The 23850-nt window shown below is 73.6% G+C and carries 19 protein-coding genes; 6 read left to right on the top strand and 13 right to left on the bottom strand.

Annotated elements, in window-relative coordinates:
- Nucleotides 1-424 precede the first annotated feature (424 nt).
- Nucleotides 425-1603: an acyl-CoA dehydrogenase gene (locus tag ACIDOF_RS28360; RefSeq protein WP_409008973.1), complete on the top strand. Its 1179-nt coding sequence runs from the start codon at nucleotides 425-427 to the stop codon at nucleotides 1601-1603.
- 252 nt (nucleotides 1604-1855) lie between these two features.
- On the opposite strand, the gene ACIDOF_RS28355 is transcribed toward ACIDOF_RS28360, so the two are convergent.
- The 3 genes from ACIDOF_RS28355 to ACIDOF_RS28345 form a co-directional block, all read right to left on the bottom strand.
- Nucleotides 1856-3334: an APC family permease gene (locus tag ACIDOF_RS28355; RefSeq protein WP_409008972.1), complete on the bottom strand. Its 1479-nt coding sequence runs from the start codon at nucleotides 3332-3334 to the stop codon at nucleotides 1856-1858.
- Between the two features lie 126 nt (nucleotides 3335-3460).
- Nucleotides 3461-4813, bottom strand: a complete 1353-nt coding sequence (locus ACIDOF_RS28350) for an aspartate aminotransferase family protein (RefSeq protein WP_409008971.1) — start codon at nucleotides 4811-4813, stop codon at nucleotides 3461-3463.
- 42 nt (nucleotides 4814-4855) lie between these two features.
- On the bottom strand, nucleotides 4856-6331 hold the full coding sequence (locus tag ACIDOF_RS28345) for an aldehyde dehydrogenase (RefSeq protein WP_409008970.1): 1476 nt from the start codon (nucleotides 6329-6331) through the stop codon (nucleotides 4856-4858).
- A gap of 219 nt (nucleotides 6332-6550) precedes the next feature.
- On the opposite strand from ACIDOF_RS28345, the gene ACIDOF_RS28340 reads away from it, so the two are divergent.
- Nucleotides 6551-7168, top strand: coding sequence for a TetR/AcrR family transcriptional regulator (locus ACIDOF_RS28340; RefSeq protein WP_409008969.1), 618 nt, complete (start codon nucleotides 6551-6553; stop codon nucleotides 7166-7168).
- A gap of 312 nt (nucleotides 7169-7480) precedes the next feature.
- Here the strand turns inward: ACIDOF_RS28340 and ACIDOF_RS28335 are convergent, their stop codons facing one another.
- From ACIDOF_RS28335 to ACIDOF_RS28300, 8 genes are all read right to left on the bottom strand, one after another.
- The gene (locus tag ACIDOF_RS28335) at nucleotides 7481-8392 is read right to left on the bottom strand and encodes a LysR family transcriptional regulator (protein ID WP_409008968.1); all 912 of its coding nucleotides are present in this window, start codon (nucleotides 8390-8392) and stop codon (nucleotides 7481-7483) included.
- 10 nt (nucleotides 8393-8402) lie between these two features.
- Nucleotides 8403-9551: a M20 family metallopeptidase gene (locus ACIDOF_RS28330; RefSeq protein WP_409008967.1), complete on the bottom strand. Its 1149-nt coding sequence runs from the start codon at nucleotides 9549-9551 to the stop codon at nucleotides 8403-8405.
- On the bottom strand, nucleotides 9551-10225 hold the full coding sequence (locus tag ACIDOF_RS28325) for a DUF1028 domain-containing protein (protein WP_409008966.1): 675 nt from the start codon (nucleotides 10223-10225) through the stop codon (nucleotides 9551-9553). Before ACIDOF_RS28325 ends, ACIDOF_RS28330 begins: the two co-directional genes overlap by 1 nt.
- Nucleotides 10222-10683, bottom strand: a complete 462-nt coding sequence (locus ACIDOF_RS28320) for a RidA family protein (protein ID WP_409008965.1) — start codon at nucleotides 10681-10683, stop codon at nucleotides 10222-10224. Before ACIDOF_RS28320 ends, ACIDOF_RS28325 begins: the two co-directional genes overlap by 4 nt.
- Nucleotides 10684-10694: 11 nt before the next feature.
- Nucleotides 10695-11951, bottom strand: coding sequence for a flavin-containing monooxygenase (locus ACIDOF_RS28315; RefSeq protein WP_409008964.1), 1257 nt, complete (start codon nucleotides 11949-11951; stop codon nucleotides 10695-10697).
- Between the two features lie 164 nt (nucleotides 11952-12115).
- The gene (locus ACIDOF_RS28310) at nucleotides 12116-12799 is read right to left on the bottom strand and encodes a GntR family transcriptional regulator (protein ID WP_409008963.1); all 684 of its coding nucleotides are present in this window, start codon (nucleotides 12797-12799) and stop codon (nucleotides 12116-12118) included.
- A gap of 34 nt (nucleotides 12800-12833) precedes the next feature.
- Nucleotides 12834-13601, bottom strand: coding sequence for a decarboxylase (locus ACIDOF_RS28305; RefSeq protein WP_409008962.1), 768 nt, complete (start codon nucleotides 13599-13601; stop codon nucleotides 12834-12836).
- 107 nt (nucleotides 13602-13708) lie between these two features.
- Entirely contained in the window at nucleotides 13709-14509 is an 801-nt protein-coding gene (locus ACIDOF_RS28300; protein ID WP_409008961.1) for a decarboxylase, read from the bottom strand.
- Between the two features lie 260 nt (nucleotides 14510-14769).
- Here ACIDOF_RS28300 and ACIDOF_RS28295 point away from each other — a divergent pair, with 260 nt between their 5' ends.
- Together ACIDOF_RS28295 and ACIDOF_RS28290 are read left to right on the top strand one after the other, a co-directional pair.
- Complete coding sequence (locus ACIDOF_RS28295) at nucleotides 14770-15765, top strand: D-2-hydroxyacid dehydrogenase (protein WP_409008960.1); 996 nt, start codon at nucleotides 14770-14772, stop codon at nucleotides 15763-15765.
- Entirely contained in the window at nucleotides 15762-17213 is a 1452-nt protein-coding gene (locus ACIDOF_RS28290; RefSeq protein ID WP_409008959.1) for an amidase, read from the top strand. The genes ACIDOF_RS28295 and ACIDOF_RS28290 overlap by 4 nt, the downstream gene beginning before the upstream one ends.
- 59 nt (nucleotides 17214-17272) lie before the next feature.
- Here ACIDOF_RS28290 and ACIDOF_RS28285 read toward each other — a convergent pair whose 3' ends face one another.
- On the bottom strand, nucleotides 17273-17791 hold the full coding sequence (locus tag ACIDOF_RS28285) for a DUF3830 family protein (RefSeq protein ID WP_409008958.1): 519 nt from the start codon (nucleotides 17789-17791) through the stop codon (nucleotides 17273-17275).
- 50 nt (nucleotides 17792-17841) lie between these two features.
- On the bottom strand, nucleotides 17842-19314 hold the full coding sequence (locus tag ACIDOF_RS28280) for an NAD-dependent succinate-semialdehyde dehydrogenase (RefSeq protein WP_409008957.1): 1473 nt from the start codon (nucleotides 19312-19314) through the stop codon (nucleotides 17842-17844).
- Nucleotides 19315-19532: 218 nt separating this feature from the next.
- On the opposite strand from ACIDOF_RS28280, the gene ACIDOF_RS28275 reads away from it, so the two are divergent.
- Nucleotides 19533-20807: an aspartate aminotransferase family protein gene (locus ACIDOF_RS28275; RefSeq protein ID WP_409008956.1), complete on the top strand. Its 1275-nt coding sequence runs from the start codon at nucleotides 19533-19535 to the stop codon at nucleotides 20805-20807.
- Nucleotides 20808-20866: 59 nt separating this feature from the next.
- Nucleotides 20867-23776, top strand: coding sequence for an FAD-binding and (Fe-S)-binding domain-containing protein (locus ACIDOF_RS28270; protein WP_409008955.1), 2910 nt, complete (start codon nucleotides 20867-20869; stop codon nucleotides 23774-23776).
- Nucleotides 23777-23850: the final 74 nt, after the last annotated feature.

The raw sequence follows: 23850 nt of genomic DNA, 5'->3' as shown, positions 1-23850 counted from the left end.
GGGCGGCTGCGGCGGCGGCTCGATGCCGAGCGGCACCGTGACGGAGAGGCGGGCGGGTGCTTTTCCCCTCCCCGCCCCTTCCCGAAGTCCTCAGCGGACGGCTGCTCCGGGGCTCCGCCCCGGGACCCGGCTTCGTCGTTCGGCTGCTGCGGTGTCGTGGCTGGTCGCGCAGTTCCCCGCGCCCCTTTGGGGGCTGGGGACGGTCTGTGACATCCAGCCCGTCCGGCGAGGACTTTCGGGAAGGGGCGGGGAGGGGAAGATTCGGCATCGGGCACGCGACGCCCGGACATGCAACAGGCGCACGCCGTGCGGAATGACGTAGGTGACACGCCAGTTGAGAGAGTCGGTGGCGGGCTCAACTTGGTCCAGACTCGGGCGAGTTGACCAGGAAGCCACACCCCCCACACGGCAAGGAGTGACCGACATGGCGGCCACGCCCGGACTGCACACCAGCCCCGAGTTTCCCGCGGTCCTCGACCGCATAGCCGAACTCGGCCCGGCCCTCGACGCGGACGCCGGCCCGGCCGAGGAGCTCGGGCGGCACACCGACGTCACCGCGCGGGCCCTGCTCGACGCGGGCGTCGTCCGCGCCGAGCTGCCCAGGAGCCTCGGCGGCCACGAGTTCTCCCCGCGCCAGTTGATCGAGACGGTCGAGCGGATCAGCTACCACGACGCGGCCGCGGGCTGGACGATGCAGGCCCTCATGGTGATGACCGCCACCACCGCGGCCTATCTCGCGCCCGAAGCGGCGGAGGAGTTGTTCCCCGACGTCGCGAACGGCGAGTACGCGCTGCTCGCCGGGCACGGCACCCGGCCCGGGCGGGCGGTCCCGGTGGCCGGCGGCTACCGGGTCAGCGGGGCCTGGCAGTTCGCCTCCGGCATGGCGCACGCCACCCACGTCCACAGCGCGATCCAGGTCGAGGGCACCGGGGAGCTGCGGGTCCTGGCGATGCCCAAGTCGCGGGTCGTCCTCGACGGCAACTGGGACGTGCTCGGGCTGCGCGCCACGCACAGCGTCGACTACCACTGCGACGACGTGTACGTCCCGGCCACGCACACCTACCCGGCCACCACGACCGACCCGGCCAACGGCGGGGCGCTCTACCGGCTCGGCCTGGTCGACATGTCCGCGCTCGGGCACACCGGCTGGGCGTTCGGCGTGGGGCGGCGGCTGCTCGACGAGCTGAGGTCGGTCGCCGCGGCCCGGACCGGGACGCGCGGCGCGGCCGTCGACACGTCCCAGTTCCACGCCGCGTACGCGACCGCCGAGGCCCGCCTCCGCTCCGCCCGCGCCTGGGCCGGGGAGGTCTGGCAGGACATCGAACGCACCCTGGACGCGGGCGAGTTGCCGACCGCCGAACAGGACACCCTGCTGCGGCTCGCCCTCAACCACGCCACGACGACCGCACTCGACGTCGGCCGTACGGTGCACCGCTGGGCGGGCACGGCGGCGATCCGGCGCGGCCCCGTCGACCGCTTCCTGCGCGACCTGGGCACGGGCGCGCAGCACATCACGTCCAGCCCGGTGGTCCTGCAGAACTGCGGAAGGTGGCTCAGCGGCGCGGCCCCGGAGGCGCGGTGGACGTTCCTCGACCTGGAGTAGTCCACCGCGCCCAGGGCGCGTCTCCCTGATCTTCGTGGGCCCGCGACGCCTGGCAAGGCACCTCGACGCACGCCCGCACCCACGTACGTACGAGGGGGATCCGGCCGCACGCCGACGCACCGTCCCCCCCAAGCTCTCGGCCTTGCTCGAGCAGGGAGGTGCCCCCTCGACGCCGCGGCCTGATCCACGGAGATCGGGGAGACGCACCCCAGGGCGCAGGGGTGGGGTGCGGCGGGCTCGGGGAGTCGCTCCTCAGGCGTCGGCCCGCTCCCGTCGTGCCACCGCGAGCCCCGCAACTCCGATGAGCAGGAGCAGCGCGACCGTACCGAGTGTGAAGGTCTCGAAGGCGAGGCGGGAGACGCCCCAGATCTCCTGGAAGACGTACTCGATCCCGAAGAGCCCCTCCAGGACGCCGGGGAACAGCGCCGACCAGGAGCCGATCAGGATCCACGCGTACACCAGGACCCCGCAGGCCACGAATCCCCGGTCGCCGAACGGGACTTGGTACGGGCGGGGGACGTCCGGGCGGCGCAGGCGCAGCACGACCAGGGCGGGGACGACCACCAGGTACGACAGGAGCAGCGTGGTCACCGCGACCGTGAGGACGACCGTGAACACGGCCGCCGTGTCCCCGTCGGCCAGCTGCATCGCGGCGAGCATGAACAGGGTGGCGACGACGCCCGACAGCAGGTTCGTGCGGACGGGTGTGCCGAGCCTCGGGTGGAAGGCGCCGAGGGCGCGGGAGAAGAAACCGCCGTCCGCGGCGGCCATGGCCTGCATGCGGTCGCTGACGATCATCCAGGCGCTGCCCTGCGTGAGCAGCGCGAAGACGAACATCACGGCGGTGAGGGTGAGCAGCGGCCCGGCGGCGCCGCCGTACACGCCGAACACGAGCCGGGCGCCCTCCATGAAGCCGCCCACGCCGGTCACGTTCTCGGCCGGCACCACCGCGAGCAGCGCGAGGACCGGCAGCAGGTAGCAGCAGGCGGCGACGGTCGCGGACCGGCCGAGCGCGGCGGGCACGTCCCGCTGCGGATCGTGCATCTCCTCACCGGCGGCGTTCGGCGCCTCGAACCCGACGTACGCGAACAGCAGGATCGGTACGAGGGCGAGGAACCCGGCGGTCGTCGGTGTGAACCGGGCGTCGGCCAGGCCCTGGAAGCCGTGCTGCGCTCCGTACAGGACGGCGGTGAGGGTGAACAGGGCGAGGGAGAGGACCTTCACGATCGCCCCGGCCGTGGTGATCCACTTGCCGCGGCTGAGGGAGACCACGGCGGTGAGGATGGCGGCCCAGACGAAGGCGAGCTTGAACGCGTAGTCGGCGAACGTGCCCGAGCCCAGCGGGAAGACGAAGCCGTCCCAGGTCTCGGCGGCCAGGAAGACCAGCGAACCGCCCAGCCAGATCGGGTTGGTGACCCAGTAGAAGAGGGTGGTGAGCGCGGCGGCGGACCGGCCCAGGGCGAGCTTCACCCACATGTACGGGCCGCCCTCCTGCGGGAACGCGGCGCCGGTCTCGGCGAACAGCAGGGCGTACGGGATCAGGAAGAACACGGCGATGGCCGCCGTCCAGGTGGCGGCCTCGCCGCCGCCGGTGGCGATCTGGCCGACGGTGTCGAAGGAGATCACCGCGGCCACGGCCATGGCGGTGATGTCGAAACGCTTGAGGCTGCGCCGCAGGCCGGGGGTGGCCTCGGGCGCCGGCAGTTCGGTGAGCGGAAGCTTCGTGGACACGGGCAGTTCCTAGGGCGGGAGTCGGGGGACTGCGGGGACTGCGTGCGGGTGCGTGTCGGGGCGGGTGCGGGTTTCCGCAGAAGGGGGAGGCCCGGCGTGGGGGCGGGGCCGGGCCTCCCGGAGGGTTCAAGCGCGGCGGATCGTGCCGTCCGGGGCCGTGCGCTCCAGGACGCCGCGCAGCGCGGCCGCCGCCTCGTCGGCCTCGGCCTCGGTCATGACGAGCGGCGGGGAGAGGACCAGGCTGTGCGCGGAGTCGCGGACGATCACGCCGGTCTCGCGGCGGATCACGTCGTGCGGCATCCGCTCGGGGTCGAGGGGCAGCGGCTCGCGGGTGGCCCGGTCGGCGACCAGTTCCACGGCAAGCATCATGCCGACCGAGCGGACCTCGCCCACGACCTCCAACCCGCCCAGCTGGTCCTGGAGTTGTGCGTGCAGATAGCCGCCGATCTCGGTGGCGCGGGCGAGCAGCCCCTCCTTCTCGATGACGTCGAGGTTGGCGAGCGCGACGGCGGTGGCGACCGGGTGCCCGTTGTACGTGTAGCCCATCGGGAAGCCGTGCTCCCGCAGCAGCGCCTCGGCGACGTGGTCCCCGACGAGCAGCGCGCCCAGCGGCACGTACCCGGAGGTGATGCCCTTCGCGGTGACGATGATGTCGGGCGTGGTCGCGAAGTACTGGGCGGCGAACCACTCGCCCACCCGCCCGTACGCCGTGACGACCTCGTCGAAGATCAGCAGGATGCCGTGCCGGTCCAGGACCTCGCGCACCCGCGGCCAGTAGTCGGCGGGCGGCACGAGCATGCCGCCGACGCCCATGATGGGCTCGCCGACCATCGCCGCGATGTTCTCCGGGCCGATCTCCGCGATCCGCTCCTCCAGTTCGGCGATGAGGAAGTCGCTCGGGTCGACGCCGCCGTACAGCTCGCTGCGGTACGGCCACGGCGGGGTCAGGTGCGAGACGTGCGGCACCATCGGGGCGAACCCCTCCTGGTACAGCGGGAACCCGGCCGCGGAGCTGCCGCCGTAGCCGACGCCGTGGTACGCCTTGCTGCGCGCCAGGATCCAGGTGCGGCTGCTCTCGCCGCGGCGGTGGTGGTAGTAGCGGGCCATCTTGATCGCGGCCTCGACGCCCTCCGAGCCGCCGGACGTGTAGTACACGTGGTTCAGCGGGTCGGGCGCCAACTCGGCCAGGCGGGCGGCCAGTTCGATGGCGCGGTCGTTGGAGAAGTCCCAGAAGCTGGTGAAGTACTCCAGCTTCTTCAGCTGCTCGTGCGCGACGTCGGCGAGGTCCGTGCGGCCGTGCCCGACCTGGGCGAGCCAGAGCCCGCCGGTGGCGTCGAGGTAGCTGCGGCCCTCCGTGTCGGTGAGGCGGCAGCCCGCCCCCTCGGTCATGACGACACGCTCGGTGGCGGTGCCCGGCAGGTAGGGGTGGATGATGTGCGCCCGGTCGAGGCGGGCGAATTCGGCGGCGTCGAGGGTCATGGGCGGTGGGCCTTTCTTGAGCTGGTAGTGGGGGCGGGCCGGTCAGGCGTTGTACGAGATCCAGGTGGTCTTGAGGCCCGTGTACGCGTCGAAGGAGTGCAGCGAGAGGTCGCGGCCGTGGCCGGACTGCTTGAAGCCGCCGAACGGCGTGAACGGGCTGAGCGCGTCCACGGTGTTGACGGAGACCGTCCCCGCCTGGAGCGCGTCCGCGACCCGGTGCGCCCGGCCCAGGTCCCGGGTCCACACGGACGCGGCGAGGCCGTACGCGGAGTCGTTCGCGAGCCGGACCGCCTCCGCCTCGTCCCGGAACGGCAGCACGGTCAGCACGGGCCCGAACAACTCCTCGCGCACCAGCGGGTGTTCGGGCCCCAGGCCGGTCACGACGGTCGGGTCGACGTACGCGCCCTCCCGCTCCGGCCGCGTACCGCCGCACACGAGGGTGCCGCCCGACGACGTGACCGCCGCGAGCACGCGCTCCGCCTGCGCCTCGTCGACCAGCGGGCCGAGGCGGGTCGCCGGGTCCAGCGGGTCGCCGGGCAGCCAGGCGCGGGCGTGCCCGGCGACCCGGGCGGTGAACTCCTCGGCGACCGAACTCTCCACGAGCAGCCGGGTGTTGGCGGAGCACACCTGCCCGGCGTTGTACGCGAAGCCCCAGGCGGCACGCTCGGCGGCGGCCTCCAGGTCGGCGTCGGCGAACACCACGTTCGGGCTCTTGCCGCCGGCCTCGGGCCAGACCTGCTTCATGTTGGACTCGGCCGCGTAGCCCAGGAAGCGCTTGGCGACGGCGGTGGAGCCGGTGAACGCCAGGCAGTCGACGTCCGGGTGCAGCCCGAGGGCGCGGCCGGTGACCTCGCCGGGGCCGGGCACGACGTTCAGGACCCCGTCCGGCAGCCCGGCGCGCACGGCGAGTTCGGCGAGCAGCAGCGCCGACTGCGGCGACTGCTCGGCCGGCTTCAGCACGACGCTGTTGCCCGCCGCGAGCGCAGGCGCGAGCTTCCAACTGGCGATGTCCAGCGGGAAGTTCCACGGCACGACCGCGCCGACCACGCCGAGCGGGGCGCGCCGGACCAGGGCGAGGTTGCCGGGCGGGGCCGGGGCGACCTCGTCGTACAGCTTGTCCAGGGCCTCCGCGTACCAGGCGAAGACGCCGGCGGCGCCGGGGACGTCGGTGCCGTACGACTCGGCGATCGGCTTGCCCATGTCCAGGGTGTCGCAGAGGGCGAGCTCCTCGCCGTGCGCCTCGATCAGCCGGGCCAGTTCGAGCAGGACGCGCTTGCGCTCGGCGGGCGCGGTGCGCGACCAGCGGCCGTCGGCGAAGGCGGTACGCGCGGCGGCCACGGCCCGGTCCACGTCGGCGGGCCCGGCGACCGCGACGTGCGCGGTGGTCTTTCCCGTGGCCGGGTTCAAGGTCGGGAGCAGGCGGCCGTCGGCCGGGTCGGTCCAGGTGCCGTCGATGAAGAGGCGGGTGCGGGGGACGAGCTCGGCGGCACGCTGCCGCCAGTGCGCGTACGTCGTCATGCGGTGGCCTTCGCTTGCGGGTGGGAGTCCGGGAGGCGTCGGGGGACGGGGCCGGGGGAGGGGCTGTCCGCTGCGGCCCGGACGGTCGACGGCCGGGGTGCGGACCGGCTCGCGTCGAATTCTTTGAGATGAGATTCAAACAATGGGTGGCGGGGTCGTCAATGCTTTGGGCTGGAACTTCTTGCACGAGCTGGTCCGGGTAACAGAGAATTAACGACCATGAGCAAAGTCGGCAGACCGCGCAACCAGACGGCGCGCAGGCAGGCCCTCGTCTCCGCGGCGGGACAGGCGATCACCGAGCGCGGCCTGGAAGGGCTGCGCATCAAGGACATCGCGGACGCGGCGGGCGTCTCGCAGGGCTCGGTCCTGTACTACTACCCGGAGCTGGACGACCTCGTCCTGGAGGTGCACCGCGGCGCGGTGGAGGGCTTCCTGGAGTCCCGGCAGCGGGCGTACGAGGAGGCCGACGCGGGGGACGCGGCGGCGCGGCTGCGGGCGCTCGTCGACAGCGGGCTGCCGTCGGACGCGGAGGACTCCGTGCACGGACTGCTCTACCAGCTGCACCGGCGCGCGGGCCGCAGCCCCGGGCACGCCGAGCTGATGACGTCGCTGTTCGCGCGGGAGGTCGGGCTCTACGCGACGGCGCTCGAAGTCGGGGCGGCGACGGGGGCGTTCACGCTGGCCGCGTCGGCGCGGGACCTTGCGCATGGGCTGGTGGCGCTGGAGGACGGGTACGGGTTGCACATCGTCAGCCACAACGCGGCGGTTCGCCCCGGCCGGGCGAGAGAGCTGGTCCTGGCACACGCCCGAGCGATCACGTCCTGCCCCGACCTCTGACCCCCAGGGGGCTCCGCCCCCGGCCCCCCGTCTCCTCAATCGCCGGAGGGGCTCCCGGGGGTGCGTTGTCGGCTTTCCCGCCGTGGGTGGCTGTGCCCACCCTCCCCCAAGCTCTCGGCTTCGCTCGAGCAGGGGGGACCCCCATCGCCCTGCGGAACGCCTGCCCACAGCAGGGCGGGGGTGGGGACGTGCCCCGATAGGGGCGCGGGGAACTGCGCGACCGGCCACGACGGCGGGGAAGTCGAACGACGAGCCCGGGGAGCCTCTCCGGCGAGTGAGGAGCGGGGGGTCGCGGGCGGATCCCTCTGAGGGTCAGGGGGTCAGCTCGCGTAGTAGGGACATCACCGCTCGCGCCCGCGTACTCAACCCGACCCCCGCGAGCGTCGCCAACCGCACCTCCAACGGCTGCCCCGCGTCCACCAGTTCAAGCTCGACCACCTCCCCGCCGCCGTACGTCTCCCTCGTAGCCGGACGCTGGTTCAGGACCGAGTAGCCGAGGCCCTGGGCGACGAGGGAGCGGACCGTCTCGTACGACTGCGTGCGGTAGCGGACGTCGGGTGCGGTGCCCGTCGCCGCGACGAGGGAGCGGAAGTAGTCGCGGCTGTGCGGCAGGTCCAGGAGGACCAGCGGCTCCGCCGACAGTTCGGCCAGCCGCACGCTGCCGCGGCCGGCCAGCGGGTGCCCGGCCGCGACGATCACGTACGCCGGGGCCCGCGCGATCGTCTCGCCGCGCACCTCCGGCTCGGTCGAGAGACCGAGGTCGTACGTGACGGCGAAGTCGATGCGCCCCGTCGTGAGGGCGTGCACCAGCTGGTCGTTCTCCGCCTCGACCACGTCGATCTCGATGCCGGGGAAACGCCGCGTACACGCGCTGAACAGCGGCGGCAGGTAGTACGGCGACAGCGTCACGAAGCAGCCCACCGACACCGGCCCGGAGATCGTCTCGCCGTCGCCGCGCGCCTCCCGCTCCACCTCGCGGGCGCGCGCGAGCAGGTCGCGGCCCTGGTGCCGCAGCCGTTCCCCGGCGGGGGTCAGGGTGAGGCCCCGGCCCCGCCGCCGGATGAACAGCTGGACCTGCAAATCCCGTTCGAGGTTGTGGATGGCCGCGGACACGGCGGACTGCGCGATGTGCAGCTCCGCCGACGCCTCCGTGACCGACCCGCGCTCGGCGGCGACCAGGAAGTAGCGGAGCTGTACGAGGGTGAACCCGAGCGGCGACGTCATCGGAGAGACCCTATGCGGCCGGGGCCGCGGCCGCCCGGTCCACGCCCGTCCACGCGAGCGCCAGCGCCCCGTCGAGCAGCGCGCGCTCCGCCGGACCGCCGACGCAGTGGGCCGCGAACTCCCGCTGATGGTTGGTGGCGGGCAGGGAGCCGATGCCGATGTACGGGTGGATGGCGGGCACGACCTGCGAGACGTTGCCCATGTCCGTGGAGGCCCGGTTCATCCGCGCGGCCTGCCCCGGCGGCGTGAACTCCCGGCCCAGGGCGAGGGCGTTGGCGCGGTAGTGCCCGAGCGCCGTCTCGTCCGCGCGGAACTCGGCGTACGGCTTGCTCTCCGGCTCGATTTCCAGCTCGCAGCCCGTCGCGAGCGCGCCCGCCTCGAAGGCCCGCACGACGCGCGGCTCCAACTCGGCGAGTTCCGCGAGGGTTTCGGCCCGTACGTACCACCGCCCGCTCGCGTGCTCGGGGATGGCGTTCGGGGCGTCCCCGGCGTGGGTGACGACGCCGTGCACCCGCGCGGAGGACGGGAGCTGCTGCCGCAGCAGGCCGATGGCGACCTGGGCGACGGTGAACGCGTCGGCCGCGTTGACCCCCGCCTCCGGGTACGCGGCGGCGTGCGCGGACCTGCCGGTGTACGACACCTTGGAGTGGCTGACCGCGAACGGGCGGGCCTCGGCCACGTCGACCGGCGCCGGGTGCACCATCATCGCCAGGTCGACGCCCGCGAACGCGCCCCGGTCGAGCAGCTCGATCTTGCCGCCGCCGCCCTCCTCGGCGGGCGTGCCGTACACCTCGACGGTCAGCCCGGCCTCGTCGGCCACGGCGGCCAGGCCGAGCGCCGCGCCGACCGAGCTCGCCGCGATCAGGTTGTGCCCGCAGGCGTGGCCGAGGCCCGGCAGCGCGTCGTACTCCGCGCACAGCGCGATCCGCACCGGACCGCCGCCGAACCGGGCGTGGAACGCGGTGTCCAGGCCCAGGTACGCCGACGTGACGTCGAACCCGGCCCGGTCGAGCAGCTCGGGCACGGCCGCGGCCGCCCGGTGCTCCTCCCACGCGGTCTCCGGGTCGGCGTGCAACTGCTCGGAGAGACCGATGAGTCGGGCCGTGTGCCGCTCCACGGCCTCCCGCGCGCCCTGCTTCATCCGCTCGACGGCGCCCATCACTCGTCCCCCGGAACGCCGTACGAGGGCGCCGAGGCCGGGTCGAGGCCGCGCCGCACGTAGTCGTCGCGCTGCGGAAGCCATACGTCGACGAGTTCGGCGAGCCGGTCCAGCGGGTCGTCGGCCCAGTCGACCCGGAGGTCGGTGACGCGCCAGCCGACGTCCGCGACCACCGCGAGGCCCGCCGAGTGCACCGGCCCCTCCTCGCCGCCCGCCGCGAGCGCCGCCCGCATCGCGGCGATCAGGCGCTCCTCCAGCTCGCCACCGGCCGCTGCATAAGCGTCCAGCAGCACACCGGGGATGTGCTCGCCGGACAGCATGTTGCCCGCCGCGACCGCCCCGTCCGCGCAGGCCGCCGCGTGCGTGCCGAGGGTCCGCGCGCCGCTGTACGCGAAGCCGGGACCGGACCGGCCGAGGACCGTCAACTGCCGGTGGGCGATGGTCTTCTCGTTGCGCGCGGCGCCCGTGACGGCGGCCAGGGCGCGCTCCGCGTCGCCGTGCTCGGCGAGCGCGTCGAGCAGGTCCGGGCCTAGCGTGGGGTCGGTGACGTTCTGCGAGGTCGCCGCGCCGGTGCCGGGCCGCAGATGGACGACGCGGGCGGCGACGGCCGGGCTCGACGAGCTCGCCGCGACGCCGAACCGCTCGCCGTCCCGTACCACCAGGGAGAACGTCATGCCCGCCCCTCCTTCGCCGCCCTCGGGATCACCGCGACGGCGTCGATCTCGCACAGCCACTCCGGGCGGGCGAGCGCGGAGACGACCAGGCCGGTGGAGATCGGGTGGACGCCCTTCGTCCAGCGGCCCACCGTCCGGTACACCGCCTCCCGGTAGCGCGGGTCGATCAGATAGATCGTCAGCTTGACCAGGTGCTCCATCCGGCTGCCGGCCTCTTCGAGCAGCATCTTGATGTTGGCCATGGCCTGCTCGGCCTGCGCCTCGGCGTCGCCGATCCCGACGGACTCGCTGGTGTCGAGGTCCTGCCCGATCTGCCCGCGTACGTACACGGTGTCGCCGGCGACGACGGCCTGGCAGAGGTCGTTTTCGAGGTTCTGCTCGGGGTAGGTGTCGCGGGTGTTGAACGGCCGGATCCGGGTGTGCCCGCCGGCGGTGACCGGCTGCCTCGGGGTGTTCATGGCGTCGTCCCTCACTTGTCGTCCGCGCCGTACGCGAGATAGCCCCGCTGGGTCGCGATGTGGTCGGCGATGTACTTGGCGTCGTGCCAGGCGCCCCAGATGAAGCTGGAGCCGCGCCGGGACAGCCAGGGCAGGCCCAGGAAGTAGACGCCCGGCTCGGCGGAGACCCCGCGCCGCTGGTCGGGCCGGCCGTCGGCGTCGAACGCGTCGACCTGCAGCCAGCCGTAGTCGGCGGTGAACCCGGTGGCCCACACGATCGACGTCAACCCGGCCTCGGCCAGGGGGAGTTCGAGGCGCGGCGCGGTCACGCAGTCCGGGTCGGGGCCGAGGAGGTGCGCCTCGGGCTCGGCGGGCAGGTCGAGCCCGTTCCGCTCCACGTAGGCGTCGGCGGCGCGCAGCAGGCCGAGGTACTTCTCGTCGCCGCGCGCGATGCTCTCGGCGAGGTCGGGCGCGAACCGCAGGACGCCGTCGTCGTACCCGGCGGTCATGCCGACGAGTTCGACGCCGTCGGCGGCGAGGGCGCGGAAGTCGACGGTGTGGCCGCCGCGCGCGCCGCTGACGGCGATGGTGACGTGGGCGGCGCCCTGCGGGGGCGTGTCCAGGTCCCACAGGCCGAGCACGCCGAGCCACCAGCAGAAGTCCCGGCCCCGGTACCGCCGCGGCGGCCGGTCGTGCGGCCCGACGGACAGGAACACCCGGCGGCCGGAGCGGCGCAGCTCGTCGGCGATCTGCACGCCGGACGACCCGGCGCCCACCACGAGCACGGCCCCGTCGGGGAGTTGGCCGGGGTTGCGGTACCGGCTGGAGTGGATCTGCACGTCGACCGCGCCGTCCGGGACGACCGGCGGGATCACGGGCTGCTGGAACGGCCCGGTCGCGGCGACGACGAACCGGGCGTCGACCGTCCCCGCGGAGGTCTCGACCCGGAACCCGGGCCGCCCCTGCCGCTTGCACACGGCGGTCACGTCGACCCCGCACCGCACGGGCGCGCCGATCTTCTCGGCGTACGCCACGAAGTAGTCGGCGACCTGTTCCTTCGAGGGGAACGCGTCGGGGGCGACGTCGGGGAACTCCCGGCCGGGGAACCGGTCGTGCCACGCGGGCCCGTTGGCGACCAGCGAGTCCCAGCGCTCCGAACGCCAGCGCTCGGCGATGCGGTGCCGCTCCAGGACGAGGTGCGGTATCCCGTGGGCCCCCAGGTGTTCGCTCATCGCGACGCCTGCCTGGCCGGCCCCGACGACGACGACTTCGGTCTGTTCACTCGGCACTTCAGCCTCCACTCGGGCGGTAGTCCGACGAGGTGTCGCGTGGACCGCGCTACCGCGTGAACATCCTTCGCCCGAGCCGGAAAGCCTGTCCAACAGATCTTTTCGCGGTGGGGGATCTGATTTTCAGATGTGCCGAGTCGTGCAGGCCATACCGGTCACCGGGCCTACGAGGGCACCGCCTCCGCGTCGTCCCCGGCCGTCAACCGGTCCACCGCGTCCTGCATATGGGCCTCCAGAAGCGTCAGCAGACGGGGTTCGTCCGCGGCCCGGAGGGCCTCGACGATGGCGGCGTGCTCCTCGACCATCGCCTGCGGGTCGGGGTGCCGGTGCGTGAGAGCGGAGAGGCACATACGGGTCTCCACGAACAGCGTCTCCGCGATCCGGGCGAGCCGACGGCTGCCCGACTCGGCGACCAGGATCTGGTGCAGCTCCATGTCCGCGGCGCTCAGCGCCGTCATGTTCCCGCGCCGGGCCGCCGTCGCCATCGCCCGGTGGGCCTTGGCGAGGCGGTCGGCGGTGCGCTGCGGGTCCTGGCGCAGGACGAGCCGGCAGGCCGCGGCCTCCATGGCGGAACGGGCGAAGTAGATGTCGCGCACGTCGTCCTCGTCGAGCTTCGTGACGAAGACGCCGCGGTGCGGCTCGCTGACCGCGATGCCCTGCTGCACGAGCCGCTGCATCGCCTCCCGCAACGGGCCCCGGCTGACGCCGAGTTGGGCCGCGAGTTCGGCCTCGCCGAGCTGGTGGCCGGGCGGCAGGCTGCCGTCCATGATGGCCTGGGTCAGCTGGGACGCGATCGCGATGGCCGCGGGCTCCCGCTTCACGGGGCGCAGACTCTTCACTTCCGCCATATTCAGTTCGTCCTTCGTCGGGGCGCGGCCGTGCTCAGACCGCGCCGGTGGTGATACGGGGATGGTCGGTGAGCCGGAACAGCGAGCCGAGGCCCGTGTGCGGCTCCGCGTACCCGGCGAGGCGCAGGCCCTCCCAGGCGGAGACCTGGTTGGCGGTCAGCACCGGCTTGCCGACGGCCCGTTCGAGCTCGTCGAGGTACGCGATCGTGTGCAGGGCCGTGTCCGGCAGGAGCACCGCCTCCGCGTCCGGGTGGTCGTTCGCCAACGCCAGCTCCAGGACCTGCTCGCGGCCGAGCGTGCCGACCTCGGCGGCCGTGATGATGCCCTGCCCGGAGACCCGGACGACCTCGGCCCCGGCCGCCTCCAGGAACCGGACGAAGTACCCGGCGACGTCGTCCGGGTAGGTCGCCGCGACCGCCAGGCGGCGCACGCCGAGGGCCTGGACGGCGTGGGCGAACGCGAAGGACGTCGACGACGCGTGCGTGACCGGCAGGCCCGCGGCCTCGGCCAGTTCCTCGACCTGGCGGCGGGCGCCCTCCGGGCCGTAGATGAAGCTGGCGCTCGTGCAGGCCCAGACGACGACGTCCGGTTCGTACGCGGAGAGCGCGGTCAGGCCGTCGGCGAGGCGGTGGATGGAGCCCATCTCCAGGAGGGCGTCCACGCGGTGCGCGTCCTCGCCCATGTCCGTGTGCACCAGCGGGAGCCGGACGCCGTCGCCGAGCAGTCCCTCGAGGCGGGGGTAGTCGTCCTCCGCGGAGTGGCCCGGGTACAGGAATCCGACACAGGTGGTCCGGTCAGGCATGGGTTCGATTTCCTTTCGCGCGGGAAGTTTAGCCCGCTGTCGACGAGGCGGGAAAAGGTTGTCGACATTCGACAATCCGCGTATCCCCGATGTCGGGAATGCGGGAATCAGGGCAGGTCGGACGGGGTGGCGTCGGGATCCATGGGCGGCGGTTGCGGCACCACGTCGCGCGCCTGCGGGTCGATCAGCGACTGATACGGGCCGACGGCCTTGACACCGATCCGTCGCAGCGCCGACCACATCGTGACCTGGTTCGCGGAGATCACCGGCATCCGCAGCTCGGCCTCCAGCTGCGGGATCACGTCGTACGTCGGCAGGTTGGTGCAGCTGATGAACAGGGCCTCGGCGCCGTCGAGCGTCACGTCCCGGGCGAGCTCGACCACGTCGCGGTAGGGGACCGCCCAGATCTTGCGGGTCAGACCCAGGTACTTGCGGCCGGTGACCTCGACGCCGACCTGGTGCAGGAAGTCGGCCAGCGAGTCCGTCACCGACTTCGTGTACGGCGTGATCACGGCGACCCTGCGCACCCGCAGATCCGTGAGCGCCTCCAGGAGCGCCCCCGACGTGGTCACCGCCGGCCGGCCGCCCGAGGCGCAGCTCATCTGCGCGCACATCGCCTGCTCACCGGCGAGCCCGCCGACGAAGCTCCCGGACGTGCAGGCGTACGCGAGCGCGCGCGGCTCGACCTCGTGCAGGGCGGAGACGGCGGCGCGCAGCGTCTCGTGCTCGCTGATCAGCCGCGCCATGTCGAGGCTGACCTCGACGGGCACGAACGGGGTGCGGGTGATGTGCAGGGATACCTCGTCGGGGACCCAGCGCCAGAGCTCGCGGTCGAGGGCGAAGTCGAACGGCGCCACGATGCCGACGCCGAACTGGGGCAGTGGGCCGCCGAGGGTGGTGATGTCCAATTGCGGTTCCCCTTCGACGGTGCGACGTGCACGGTGGGGGCCTGCGGGCGCGGCGGTCGCGCGCCCGCGCGGGACGGTAGATTGTTGACAATCTAAAGATCTGCTGCCTAGCGTGTCAATCCCTGGTGAGGGCGGCGAATCCGGTGCCCCGCATGCGTGTTGCACGTGCCCCGTGCGGCCCTCCGCACAGCCCGACAGCACCCCCGGAACGACCGCCTCCACGAGCCCCTCTTCCCCCTCACCGAAGGGCGGCCCGCCGCATGAGCGACAGCACCACCCCGCGCGTTCTGGTCCTCTCGGGCGAACCCCCGCCCGGACTCGGCGCCCTCGACGGCCGGGCCGAGCTGCGCCTCGTCACCGAGGGCCGGCTCGCCGCCGAACTGCCCGCCGCCGACGCCCTGCTTGTCTGGGAGTTCGCCACCGACGCGCTGCCCGCCGCCTGGCCCGACGCGGGCGGCCCGCGCTGGGTGCACACGGCGAGCGCGGGCGTGGACCGCCTGATGTTCCCCGCGCTCGTCGAGTCGGACACCGTCCTGACCAACGCGCGCGGCGTCTTCGAGCAGCCCATCGCCGAGTACGTGGCGGGCCAGGTCCTCGCCCTCGCCAAGGACTTCGCCGGGACGTACGACCGGCAGCGGAGCCGGGTCTGGGAGCACCGGGTCACCGAACGGGTCGGCGGCACCCGCGCCGTGGTCGTCGGCGGCGGCCCCATCGGCCGGGCCACGGCCCGCACGCTCGGCGCGCTCGGCCTGCGCGTCGCGCTCGTCGGCCGCACGGCCCGCGCCGACGACCCGGAGGTGGGCCGGGTGCACGGCTTCGCCGAGCTCGACGCGCTGCTGCCCGAGGCCGACTGGGTGGTGAGCGCGGCCCCGCTGACCGAGCAGACCCGGGACATGTTCGACGCCCGCGCCTTCGCCCTGATGAAGCCCGGCGCCCGTTTCCTGAACGTGGGGCGCGGCCCGCTCGTCGTCGAGGCGGACCTCCTTCAGGCCCTGCGTGCCGGGCAGTTGGGCGGTGCCGCGCTCGACGTGTTCCGCGAGGAGCCGCTGCCCGCCGACAGCCCGCTGTGGGACGCGCCCGGCCTGCTGGTCTCGCCGCACATGTCGGCCGACACCACGACCTGGCTCGACGACCTGGCCGCGGTCTTCGTCGACAACTTCGGCCGCTGGCGCGCGGGCCGCCCGCTGCGCAATGTGGTGGACAAGAAGCTCGGCTATGTCCCGTACGCGACCTCTGCTGAAGGAGCGCACCGATGACGAACGTGCAGGAAGAGACCCGGGCGCCCGGCGGGCAGGTGACCGGCCCGGCCGCGCTCACCGCGACGGAGCTCCTCGACCGGTACGCGAGCGGCGAGCTCTCCCCGGTCACCGCGACCGAGGCGGTCCTCGACCGGATCGCGGAGGCCGACCCGCGGATCAACGCGTACTGCCTGGTCGACCGGGAGGCCGCGCTCGCGCAGGCCGAGGAGAGCGCCGAGCGGTGGCGGCGCGGGCAGCCGAAGGGCCTGCTCGACGGCGTGCCCACCTCCGTCAAGGACCTCTTCCTGACCCGGGGCTGGCCGACCCTGCGCGGTTCGCTCGGCGTCGCCGCCGAGCAGGACTGGGACGCGGAGGCGCCGTGCGTGGCCCGGCTGCGGGAGAACGGCGCGGTGATCGTGGGGAAGACGACGACGCCGGAGTTCGGCTGGAAGGGCGTCACCGACAGCCCGCTGACCGGTGTCACCCGCAACCCCTGGGACCCGTCGCGGACTTCGGGCGGCTCGTCGGGCGGCAGCGCCGCGGCGGTCGCGGCCGGCATGGGCCCGCTGTCGGTGGGCACGGACGGCGGCGGCTCGGTGCGCATCCCGGCGGCGTTCTGCGGCATCTTCGGCATGAAGCCCACGTACGGGCGTATCCCGCTGTATCCGGCCAGCCCGTTCGGCACGCTCGCGCACGCCGGGCCGATGACCCGCACCGTCGCCGACGCGGCGCTGCTGCTCGACGTGGAGTGCGGCTCGGACAGCCGGGACTGGTCGCAGCTCGCCGCGCCCGAGGTCAGCTTCCGCGCGGCCGTCGAGGGCGACTCGCTTGCGGGCCTGCGCATCGCGTACGCGCCGACCCTCGCGGGCGCCGAGGTCGACCCGCAGGTCGCGGCCAGGGTGGCGCGGGTCGCGAAGCTGCTCGCCGGGCTCGGGGCCGAAGTCGTCGAGGCGGCACCGGAGTTCGAGGACCCGGTGGACGCGTACCACACGCTGTGGTTCACCGGCGCCGCCAAGGTCGTCGAGCGCTTCGGGCCCGAGCAGCGCGCCCGGCTCGACCCGGGCCTCCAGGAGGTCGTCACCGAGGGCGCGGCCAAGAGCGCCCTCGACTACCTGGGCGCGGTCGACACCCGTATGGCCCTCGGCGTCCTGATGGGCGCCTTCCACGAGACGTACGACCTGCTGCTCACGCCGACCGTCCCGATCCCGGCGTTCGCGGCGGGCGTGGAGGTGCCGGAGGGCAGTGGGCTCGCGCGGTGGACGGGGTGGACGCCGTTCACGTACCCGTTCAACCTGACCCAGCAGCCCGCGGCGAGCGTGCCGTGCGGGACGACCGACGAAGGGCTGCCGGTGGGCGCCCAGTTGGTGGGGGCGCGGCACCGGGACGCGCTGGTGCTGCGGGCCTCGTACCTGCTGGAGCGGGAGCTGCTGCGGGAGGGCGTGGTGTCGACGGCGCCGGTGGGCTGAGCCCCGGGCGCGGGAAAGGGGCGGGCCGGATCGGATCCGGCCCGCCCCTTCGGCTGTGCTCAGACGCGGCGGAAGCGCAGGGACTCGCCGAGCGCGCCCGCCCGCCACAGGTCCTGGCAGGCCTCGGCCATCTCGTCCAGGCCGTCGACGATCGTGCCCCAGACGATGCCGGGCACCCAGCCCTGGTCGCCGTTGATCAGCAGGTTGTTGCGCTCGTAGAACAGCGCGAGGTCCACGACCGTGGCCCGGCCCGCGTGCGCGGCCTCGGCGCCGTGCTGCTCGGCCGCCGCCTCGTAGCCGTACGAGGAGGTGTTCAGCTGTGTGTCCGTGAACGTGAAGTAGCAGAGGTCGCCCGGGATCGGGGTGATCGTCGGGTTCTCCAGCGGGGGTTCCTGCGGGGCGAACGGGGGGACCAGGGTGTAGATCTCGTTGCGGGCGTACTTCGCGTGGTAGACGTCGCCGCCGAGCGGCAGCGCGTTCCACACGGCCTCGCAGGTGATCGGGGCCTTGTCGTCGAGGAGCAGGGCGGTGCAGGTGACGCCGCGCTTGGGCAGCGAGACCTCGATGTGACGGGGCATGCGGACCCTCCGGTGAGGTAGGCGGTACGGGGCGGGGGCTGGGGCCGGGCTCAGCTCATCGGCATCGCGAGATACCGGGTCTCCAGGAACTCGTCGATGCCGACGCTGCCGCCCTCGCGGCCCAGGCCCGACTGCTTGACCCCGCCGAACGGCGCCGCCGGGTTGGACACCACGCCCTTGTTGAGCCCCACCATCCCGGTGTCGAGCCGCTCGCTCACCCGGAACGCCCGCTCCAGGTCCCGCGTGAACAGATAGCTGACCAGGCCGTACGGGGTGTCGTTGGCGGCGGCGACCGCCTCGTCCTCGTCGGTGAACGTGAGCACCGGGGCCACCGGGCCGAAGATCTCCTGGTGCAGCATCGCGGCGTCGGCGGGCACGCCGGACAGCACCGTCGGCCGGTAGAAGTACCCGTCGCCCGGGGCGTGTTCGCCGCCGACCAGGGTCTTCGCGCCGCGCCCGACGGCGTCCGCGACCAGCTCGTCGACCTTGCCGCGGCCGTCGGCGTCGATCAGCGGGCCGACGTCCACGCCCGGCTCGGTGCCGCGGCCCACGGTGAGGGCGCCCATGCGGGCGGCGAGGCGCTCGGCGAAGTCACCGGCGACGCTCTCGTGGACGTACAGGCGGTTGGCGGCCGTGCACGCCTCGCCCATGTTCCGCATCTTCGCGGCGAGGGCGCCCTCCACCGCGCGGTCCAGGTCGGCGTCCTCGAAGACCAGGAACGGGGCGTTGCCGCCCAGCTCCAGGGAGACCCGCAGGACCTGCTCGGCGGACTGCTCCAGGAGCAGCCGGCCGACCGCCGTCGAGCCCGTGAACGACAGCTTGCGGATGACGCCGCCGCGCAGCAGCGGCTCGACGACCTCGCCGGGGCGGCTCGTCGTCAGCACGTTCAGGACGCCGTCCGGCAGGCCCGCCTCGCGCAGGATCCCGGCGAGCGCGAGCAGCGACAGCGGGGTCTGCTCGGCGGGCTTGACGACCATCGTGCAGCCCGCGGCGACGGCCGGGCCGATCTTCCGCGTACCCATCGCGAGCGGGAAGTTCCACGGCGTGATCAGCAGGACCGGGCCGACCGGGCGGCGCATCACGACGAACCGGTCCTTGCCGTCCGGCGACGTCTGGAACCCGCCGTCGATGCGGACGGCCTCCTCGGCGAACCAGCGGAAGAACTCCGCCGCGTACGCCACCTCGCCCTTCGCCTCGGCCAGCGGCTTGCCCATCTCCAGGGTCATCAGGAGCGCCAGGTCGTCCCGCCGCTCGTGCAGCAACGCGTAGGCCCTGCGCAGGATTTCGCCGCGCTCGCGCGGTGCCGTCGCCGCCCAGGACTCCTGTGCCGCGCCCGCCGCCTCGGCCGCCGCGCGGGCGTCCGCCGCGTCCGCGTCCGCGACGGTGCGCAGCTCCCGGGCGAGCGCCGGGTCCTCGACCGGGAACGTGGCCCCCGACGCGGCCGGGCGCCAGGACCCGCCGATGAAGAGGCCGTCCGGCACGGCGTCGACGACGGCCCGCTCGTGTTCCGTCCAAGTGCTCACGCGTACTCCCGCTCAACTCGCCTGTGGATCCTGTGGACAACGGCTGGTGGACAGCGTCGGAAATGGCATGCTTGCATGCGTGCAGGTTGTTGACAATCCTACGATGAATCGACATTCCTGAGAACGCCCGGAGCCCCGGGTCACGAGGGAGCCTCCGGGTACGAGCAGTCGAGAGACCAGCGAACAGAACCGTGCCGTCCGCGTCCGAGGAGACGTCCATGAGTGCACTGTCCCCCGTCCTGAAGCAGGCAACGCAGGTCCTGGCCGTCCGCGGCGAGGGCGTCCACCTCTACGACGAATCCGGGCGCGCCCACCTGGACTTCACCGCCGGCATCGGCGTCACCAGCACCGGGCACTGCCACCCGCGGGTGGTCGCCGCCGCGCAGGAGCAGGTCGGCAAGCTGATCCACGGCCAGTACACGACGGTGATGCACCAGCCGCTGCTCACCCTCACCGAACGCCTCGGCGAGGTCCTGCCCGCCGGCGTCGACTCGCTGTTCTACGTCAACTCCGGCTCCGAGGCCGTCGAGGCCGCCATGCGCCTGGCCAAGCAGGCCACCGGCCGGCCCAACATCGTGGCCTTCCAGGGCGGCTTCCACGGGCGCACGATGGCCGCCGCGTCGATGACGACCTCGGCCACCAAGTTCCGCTCCGGGTACGGGCCGCTGATGCCCGGCGTCGCCCTCGCCCCGTTCCCGAACGCCTTCCACTACGGCTGGGACGAGGAGACCGCGACCCGCTTCGCGCTGCGCGAGCTCGACCAGCTGCTCGCCTCCGTCACCGCGCCCGCCGACACGGCCGCGTTCATCGTCGAGCCGGTCCTCGGCGAGGGCGGGTACGTACCGGCGAACACCGCCTTCCTGCAGGGCCTGCGGGAGCGCGCCGACCGGCACGGCATCCTGCTCATCCTGGACGAGGTGCAGACCGGCTTCGGCCGCACCGGCAAGTTCTGGGGCCACGACCACTTCGACGGCAGGCCCGACATCGTCGTCACCGCGAAGGGCCTGGCCAGCGGCTTCCCGCTGTCCGCGATCGCCGCGCCCGGCGCCCTCATGGCGAAGGCCTGGCCCGGCTCGCAGGGCGGCACGTACGGCGGCAACGCGGTCGCCTGCGCCGCCGCGATCGCCACCCTCGACGTCATCCAGGACGAGAAGCTCGTCGAGAACGCCGCCGCGCGCGGGGCGCAGCTCTTCACCGGGCTGCGCGAGACCGCCGCCGCGCACCCCGCCGGCGAGGGCCGCGCGGGCATCGGGGACGTGCGCGGGCTCGGCCTGATGGCGGGCACCGAGTTCACCGACGCGGACGGCGAGCCGGACGGGGCGACGGCCGCGAAGGTGCACGCCGCCGCGGGCGAGCGCGGCCTGCTGCTGCTCACCTGCGGCACGCAGGGCCAGGTCGTCCGGATGATCCCGCCGCTCGTCGTGAACGAGGCCCAGGTCGCGGAGGGCCTGCGGCTGTGGCGCCAGTCGGTCGACGCCGTCCTCGGCGGCTGACCCCGAGGCCTGCCTGCGTACTCTGCAATTCGCCGATCACACCTGGGAGTTGAGCGCACATGTCGACCACGGCCCCGCGGACCCTGGCGCGGCTCGAACGGGATCTGCGGGCCGTCGTCGTCAGCGGCGAGGTGGCGTTCGGCGCCCGCCGCCGCGCCGAGTACGCGCAGGACGCCTCCACCTACCGGCAGGTCCCGGCCGCCGTGGTGCTGCCCGGCTCCACCGACGAGCTGGTCGACACCCTGGCGGTCTGCCATCGGTACGGGGTGGCCGTCACCCTGCGCGGCGCCGGCACCTCCATCGCCGGGCAGGCCGTCGGGGACGGCGTCGTCGTCGACACCTCGCGGCATCTCGGCGCCGTCCTCGCCGTCGACCCCGAGGCCCGCACGGCACGCGTCGAGCCGGGCGTGGTCCTCGACGACCTGCAGAAGGTGCTCCGCCCGTACGGCCTGCGGTTCGGGCCCGACCCGTCGACGCACGCGCGCTGCACCGTCGGCGGCATGATCGGCAACAACGCCTGCGGCACCCACTCCGTCGCCTGGGGCCGCACCGCCGACAACGTCGTCGAGCTGGACGTGGTGACGTACGACGGGCACCGCATGACGCTGCGCAAGCTCACCGAGGAGGAGCTGCTCCGGGTCATCGACGAGGGCGGGCGGCGCGGCGAGATCCACGCCCGCCTGAGGGACCTGCGGGACGCCCATCTCGCGCTGCTGCGCACCGAGTTCGGCCGCTTCCGCCGCCAGGTCTCCGGGTACAGCCTGGAGCACCTGCTGCCCGAGCGCGGCTTCGACCCGGCGGCGGTGCTCGTCGGCACGGAGGGCACCTGCGCGGTCGTCGTCGCCGCCACCGTCCGGCTCGTCGAGCTGCCCGCCCGGCGCACCCTCGTCGCCCTCGGCTTCGCCGACCTGCCCGCCGCGGGCGACGCGGCCCGGCACGTCCTGGAGCACCGGCCGATCGCCTGCGAGGGCCTCGGCGGCGACCAGGTGGCGGCGCTCCGCCGCAACGTCCCCGACGCCGAGCCGGAGAAACTCCTGCCGGAGGGCCGCGGCTGGCTGCTCTGCGAGTTCGGGTACGCCGACCCGGCCGAAGACCCGCACGGCGACCGGGAGTTGGCCGCCGCGCTGCACCGCGACACCGGCGCCCTCGCCGTCCGCCTCGTCGCCGACCCCGCCGAGCAGGCCGCGCTCTGGCGGATCCGCGAGGACAGCTCCGGCCTCGCCACCCGCGCCCCCGACGGCTCGGAGGCCTGGCCCGGCTGGGAGGACTCCGCCGTCCCCGTCGAGCACCTCGGCGACTATCTGCGGGACCTGGACGCGCTGCTCGCCCGGCACGGACTGCAGGGCACGCCGTACGGGCACTTCGGCGAGGGCTGCGTGCACATCAGGATCGACTTCGACCACGAGACGCCCGAAGGGCTGAGGATCTTCCGGCAGTTCATGACGGACGCGGCGCGACTGGTGGGGAGCCACGGCGGCACGCTGTCCGGGGAGCACGGGGACGGGCAGGCCCGCGCCGAGTTCCTGCCGCTGGTCTACAGCCCCGAGGCGATGGCCGCGTTCGCCGACTTCAAGGACGTGTGGGACCCCGAGAACCGGCTCAACCCCGGCATCCTCGTCCACCCCCGCCCCGCCGACGAACGCCTCCGCATCCGCCCCGGACACCGGCCGCGGCTCCCGCTCACGACGACCCTCGCGCTCACGGAGGACGACGGCGACCTGAGCCGGGCGCTGCGCCGCTGCGTCGGCGTCGCCAAGTGCCGCACGTCGTCCGGCGGCGTGATGTGCCCCAGCTACCGCGCCACGCACGACGAGAAGGACTCCACCCGCGGCCGCGCCCGCGTCCTGTACGAGATGATCCAGGGCGAGGTCGTCACCGACGGCTGGCGCTCCAAGGAGGCCCGCGAGTCGCTCGACCTGTGCCTGTCCTGCAAGGGCTGCAAGAGCGACTGCCCGGTCGGCGTCGACATGGCCACGTACAAGTCGGAGTTCCTGCACCAGCACTACAAGGGCCGGCTCCGCCCCGTCACGCACTACACGCTGGGCCGGCTGCCCGTCTGGGCCCGGCTCGCGGGGAAGGCGCCGCGGCTCGCCAACGCGGTCACGCAGAACCCGGCCGCGGCGGCGTTCCTCAAGCGGATCGGCGGGATTGCCCCGCAGCGCCCGGTGCCGCGCTTCGCGACCCAGCGGTTCCGTGACTGGTACGAGACACGCGGGCCCGTGCCCGCCGGTGACCGTCAGCAGGTCCTGCTCTGGCCCGACACGTTCACGGAGTACTTCACGCCCGAGGTCGGGCGGGCCGCGGTGGAAGTCCTGGAGGCCGCGGGCTTCGAGGTGCTGCTGCCGCCGGACCACCTGTGCTGCGGGCTCACCTGGCTGACCACCGGCCAACTGGACACGGCCAGACGGGTGTTGGACCGCACGCTGACGGCCGTGGACCCGTTCCTGCGACGCGGCATCCCGCTCGTCGGCCTCGAACCGAGCTGCACATCGCTGTTCCGCACCGACGGCACGGAACTCCTCGCCGACGACGCCCGCGCCCGCAGGGCCGCCGAGCAGACCCTGACGTTCGCCGAACTCCTCGACCGGCACGCCCCGGACGCCGTGTTCGACCGCCTCGACACCACCGCCCTCACCCAGACCCACTGCCACCAGCACGCCACGCTCGGCAGCGCCGCGGACGACCGGGTCCTCGCCCGGGCCGGGGTCGACAGCGGCCGCCTCGACTCCGGCTGCTGCGGCCTCGCCGGCAACTTCGGGTTCGAGCGGGGGCATTACGAGGTGTCCGTGCAGGTGGGGGAGCAGGTGCTGTTGCCCGCGGTGCGGGGGGCGGGGGATTCGACGGTCGTCCTCGCGGACGGGTTCAGCTGCCGCACCCAGATCGCCCAACTGTCGGGCCGGCGGGCCCGACACCTCGCGGAACTGCTGCGCGAAGCCCTCCCGGGGGCCACGCCCCCGAACCCCCACTAGCGGTGCCCGTTCGCCTGCGGCGTACGTGCCCCGACAGGGGCGCGGGGAACTGCGCGACCAGCCACGACGGCGGG

The organism is Streptomyces sp. Da 82-17 (assembly GCF_046098215.1).
GTDB lineage: Bacteria > Actinomycetota > Actinomycetes > Streptomycetales > Streptomycetaceae > Streptomyces.
The sequence above is the reverse complement of the archived record's forward strand: the minus strand, read 5'-3'. Positions and strand labels throughout refer to the sequence as shown.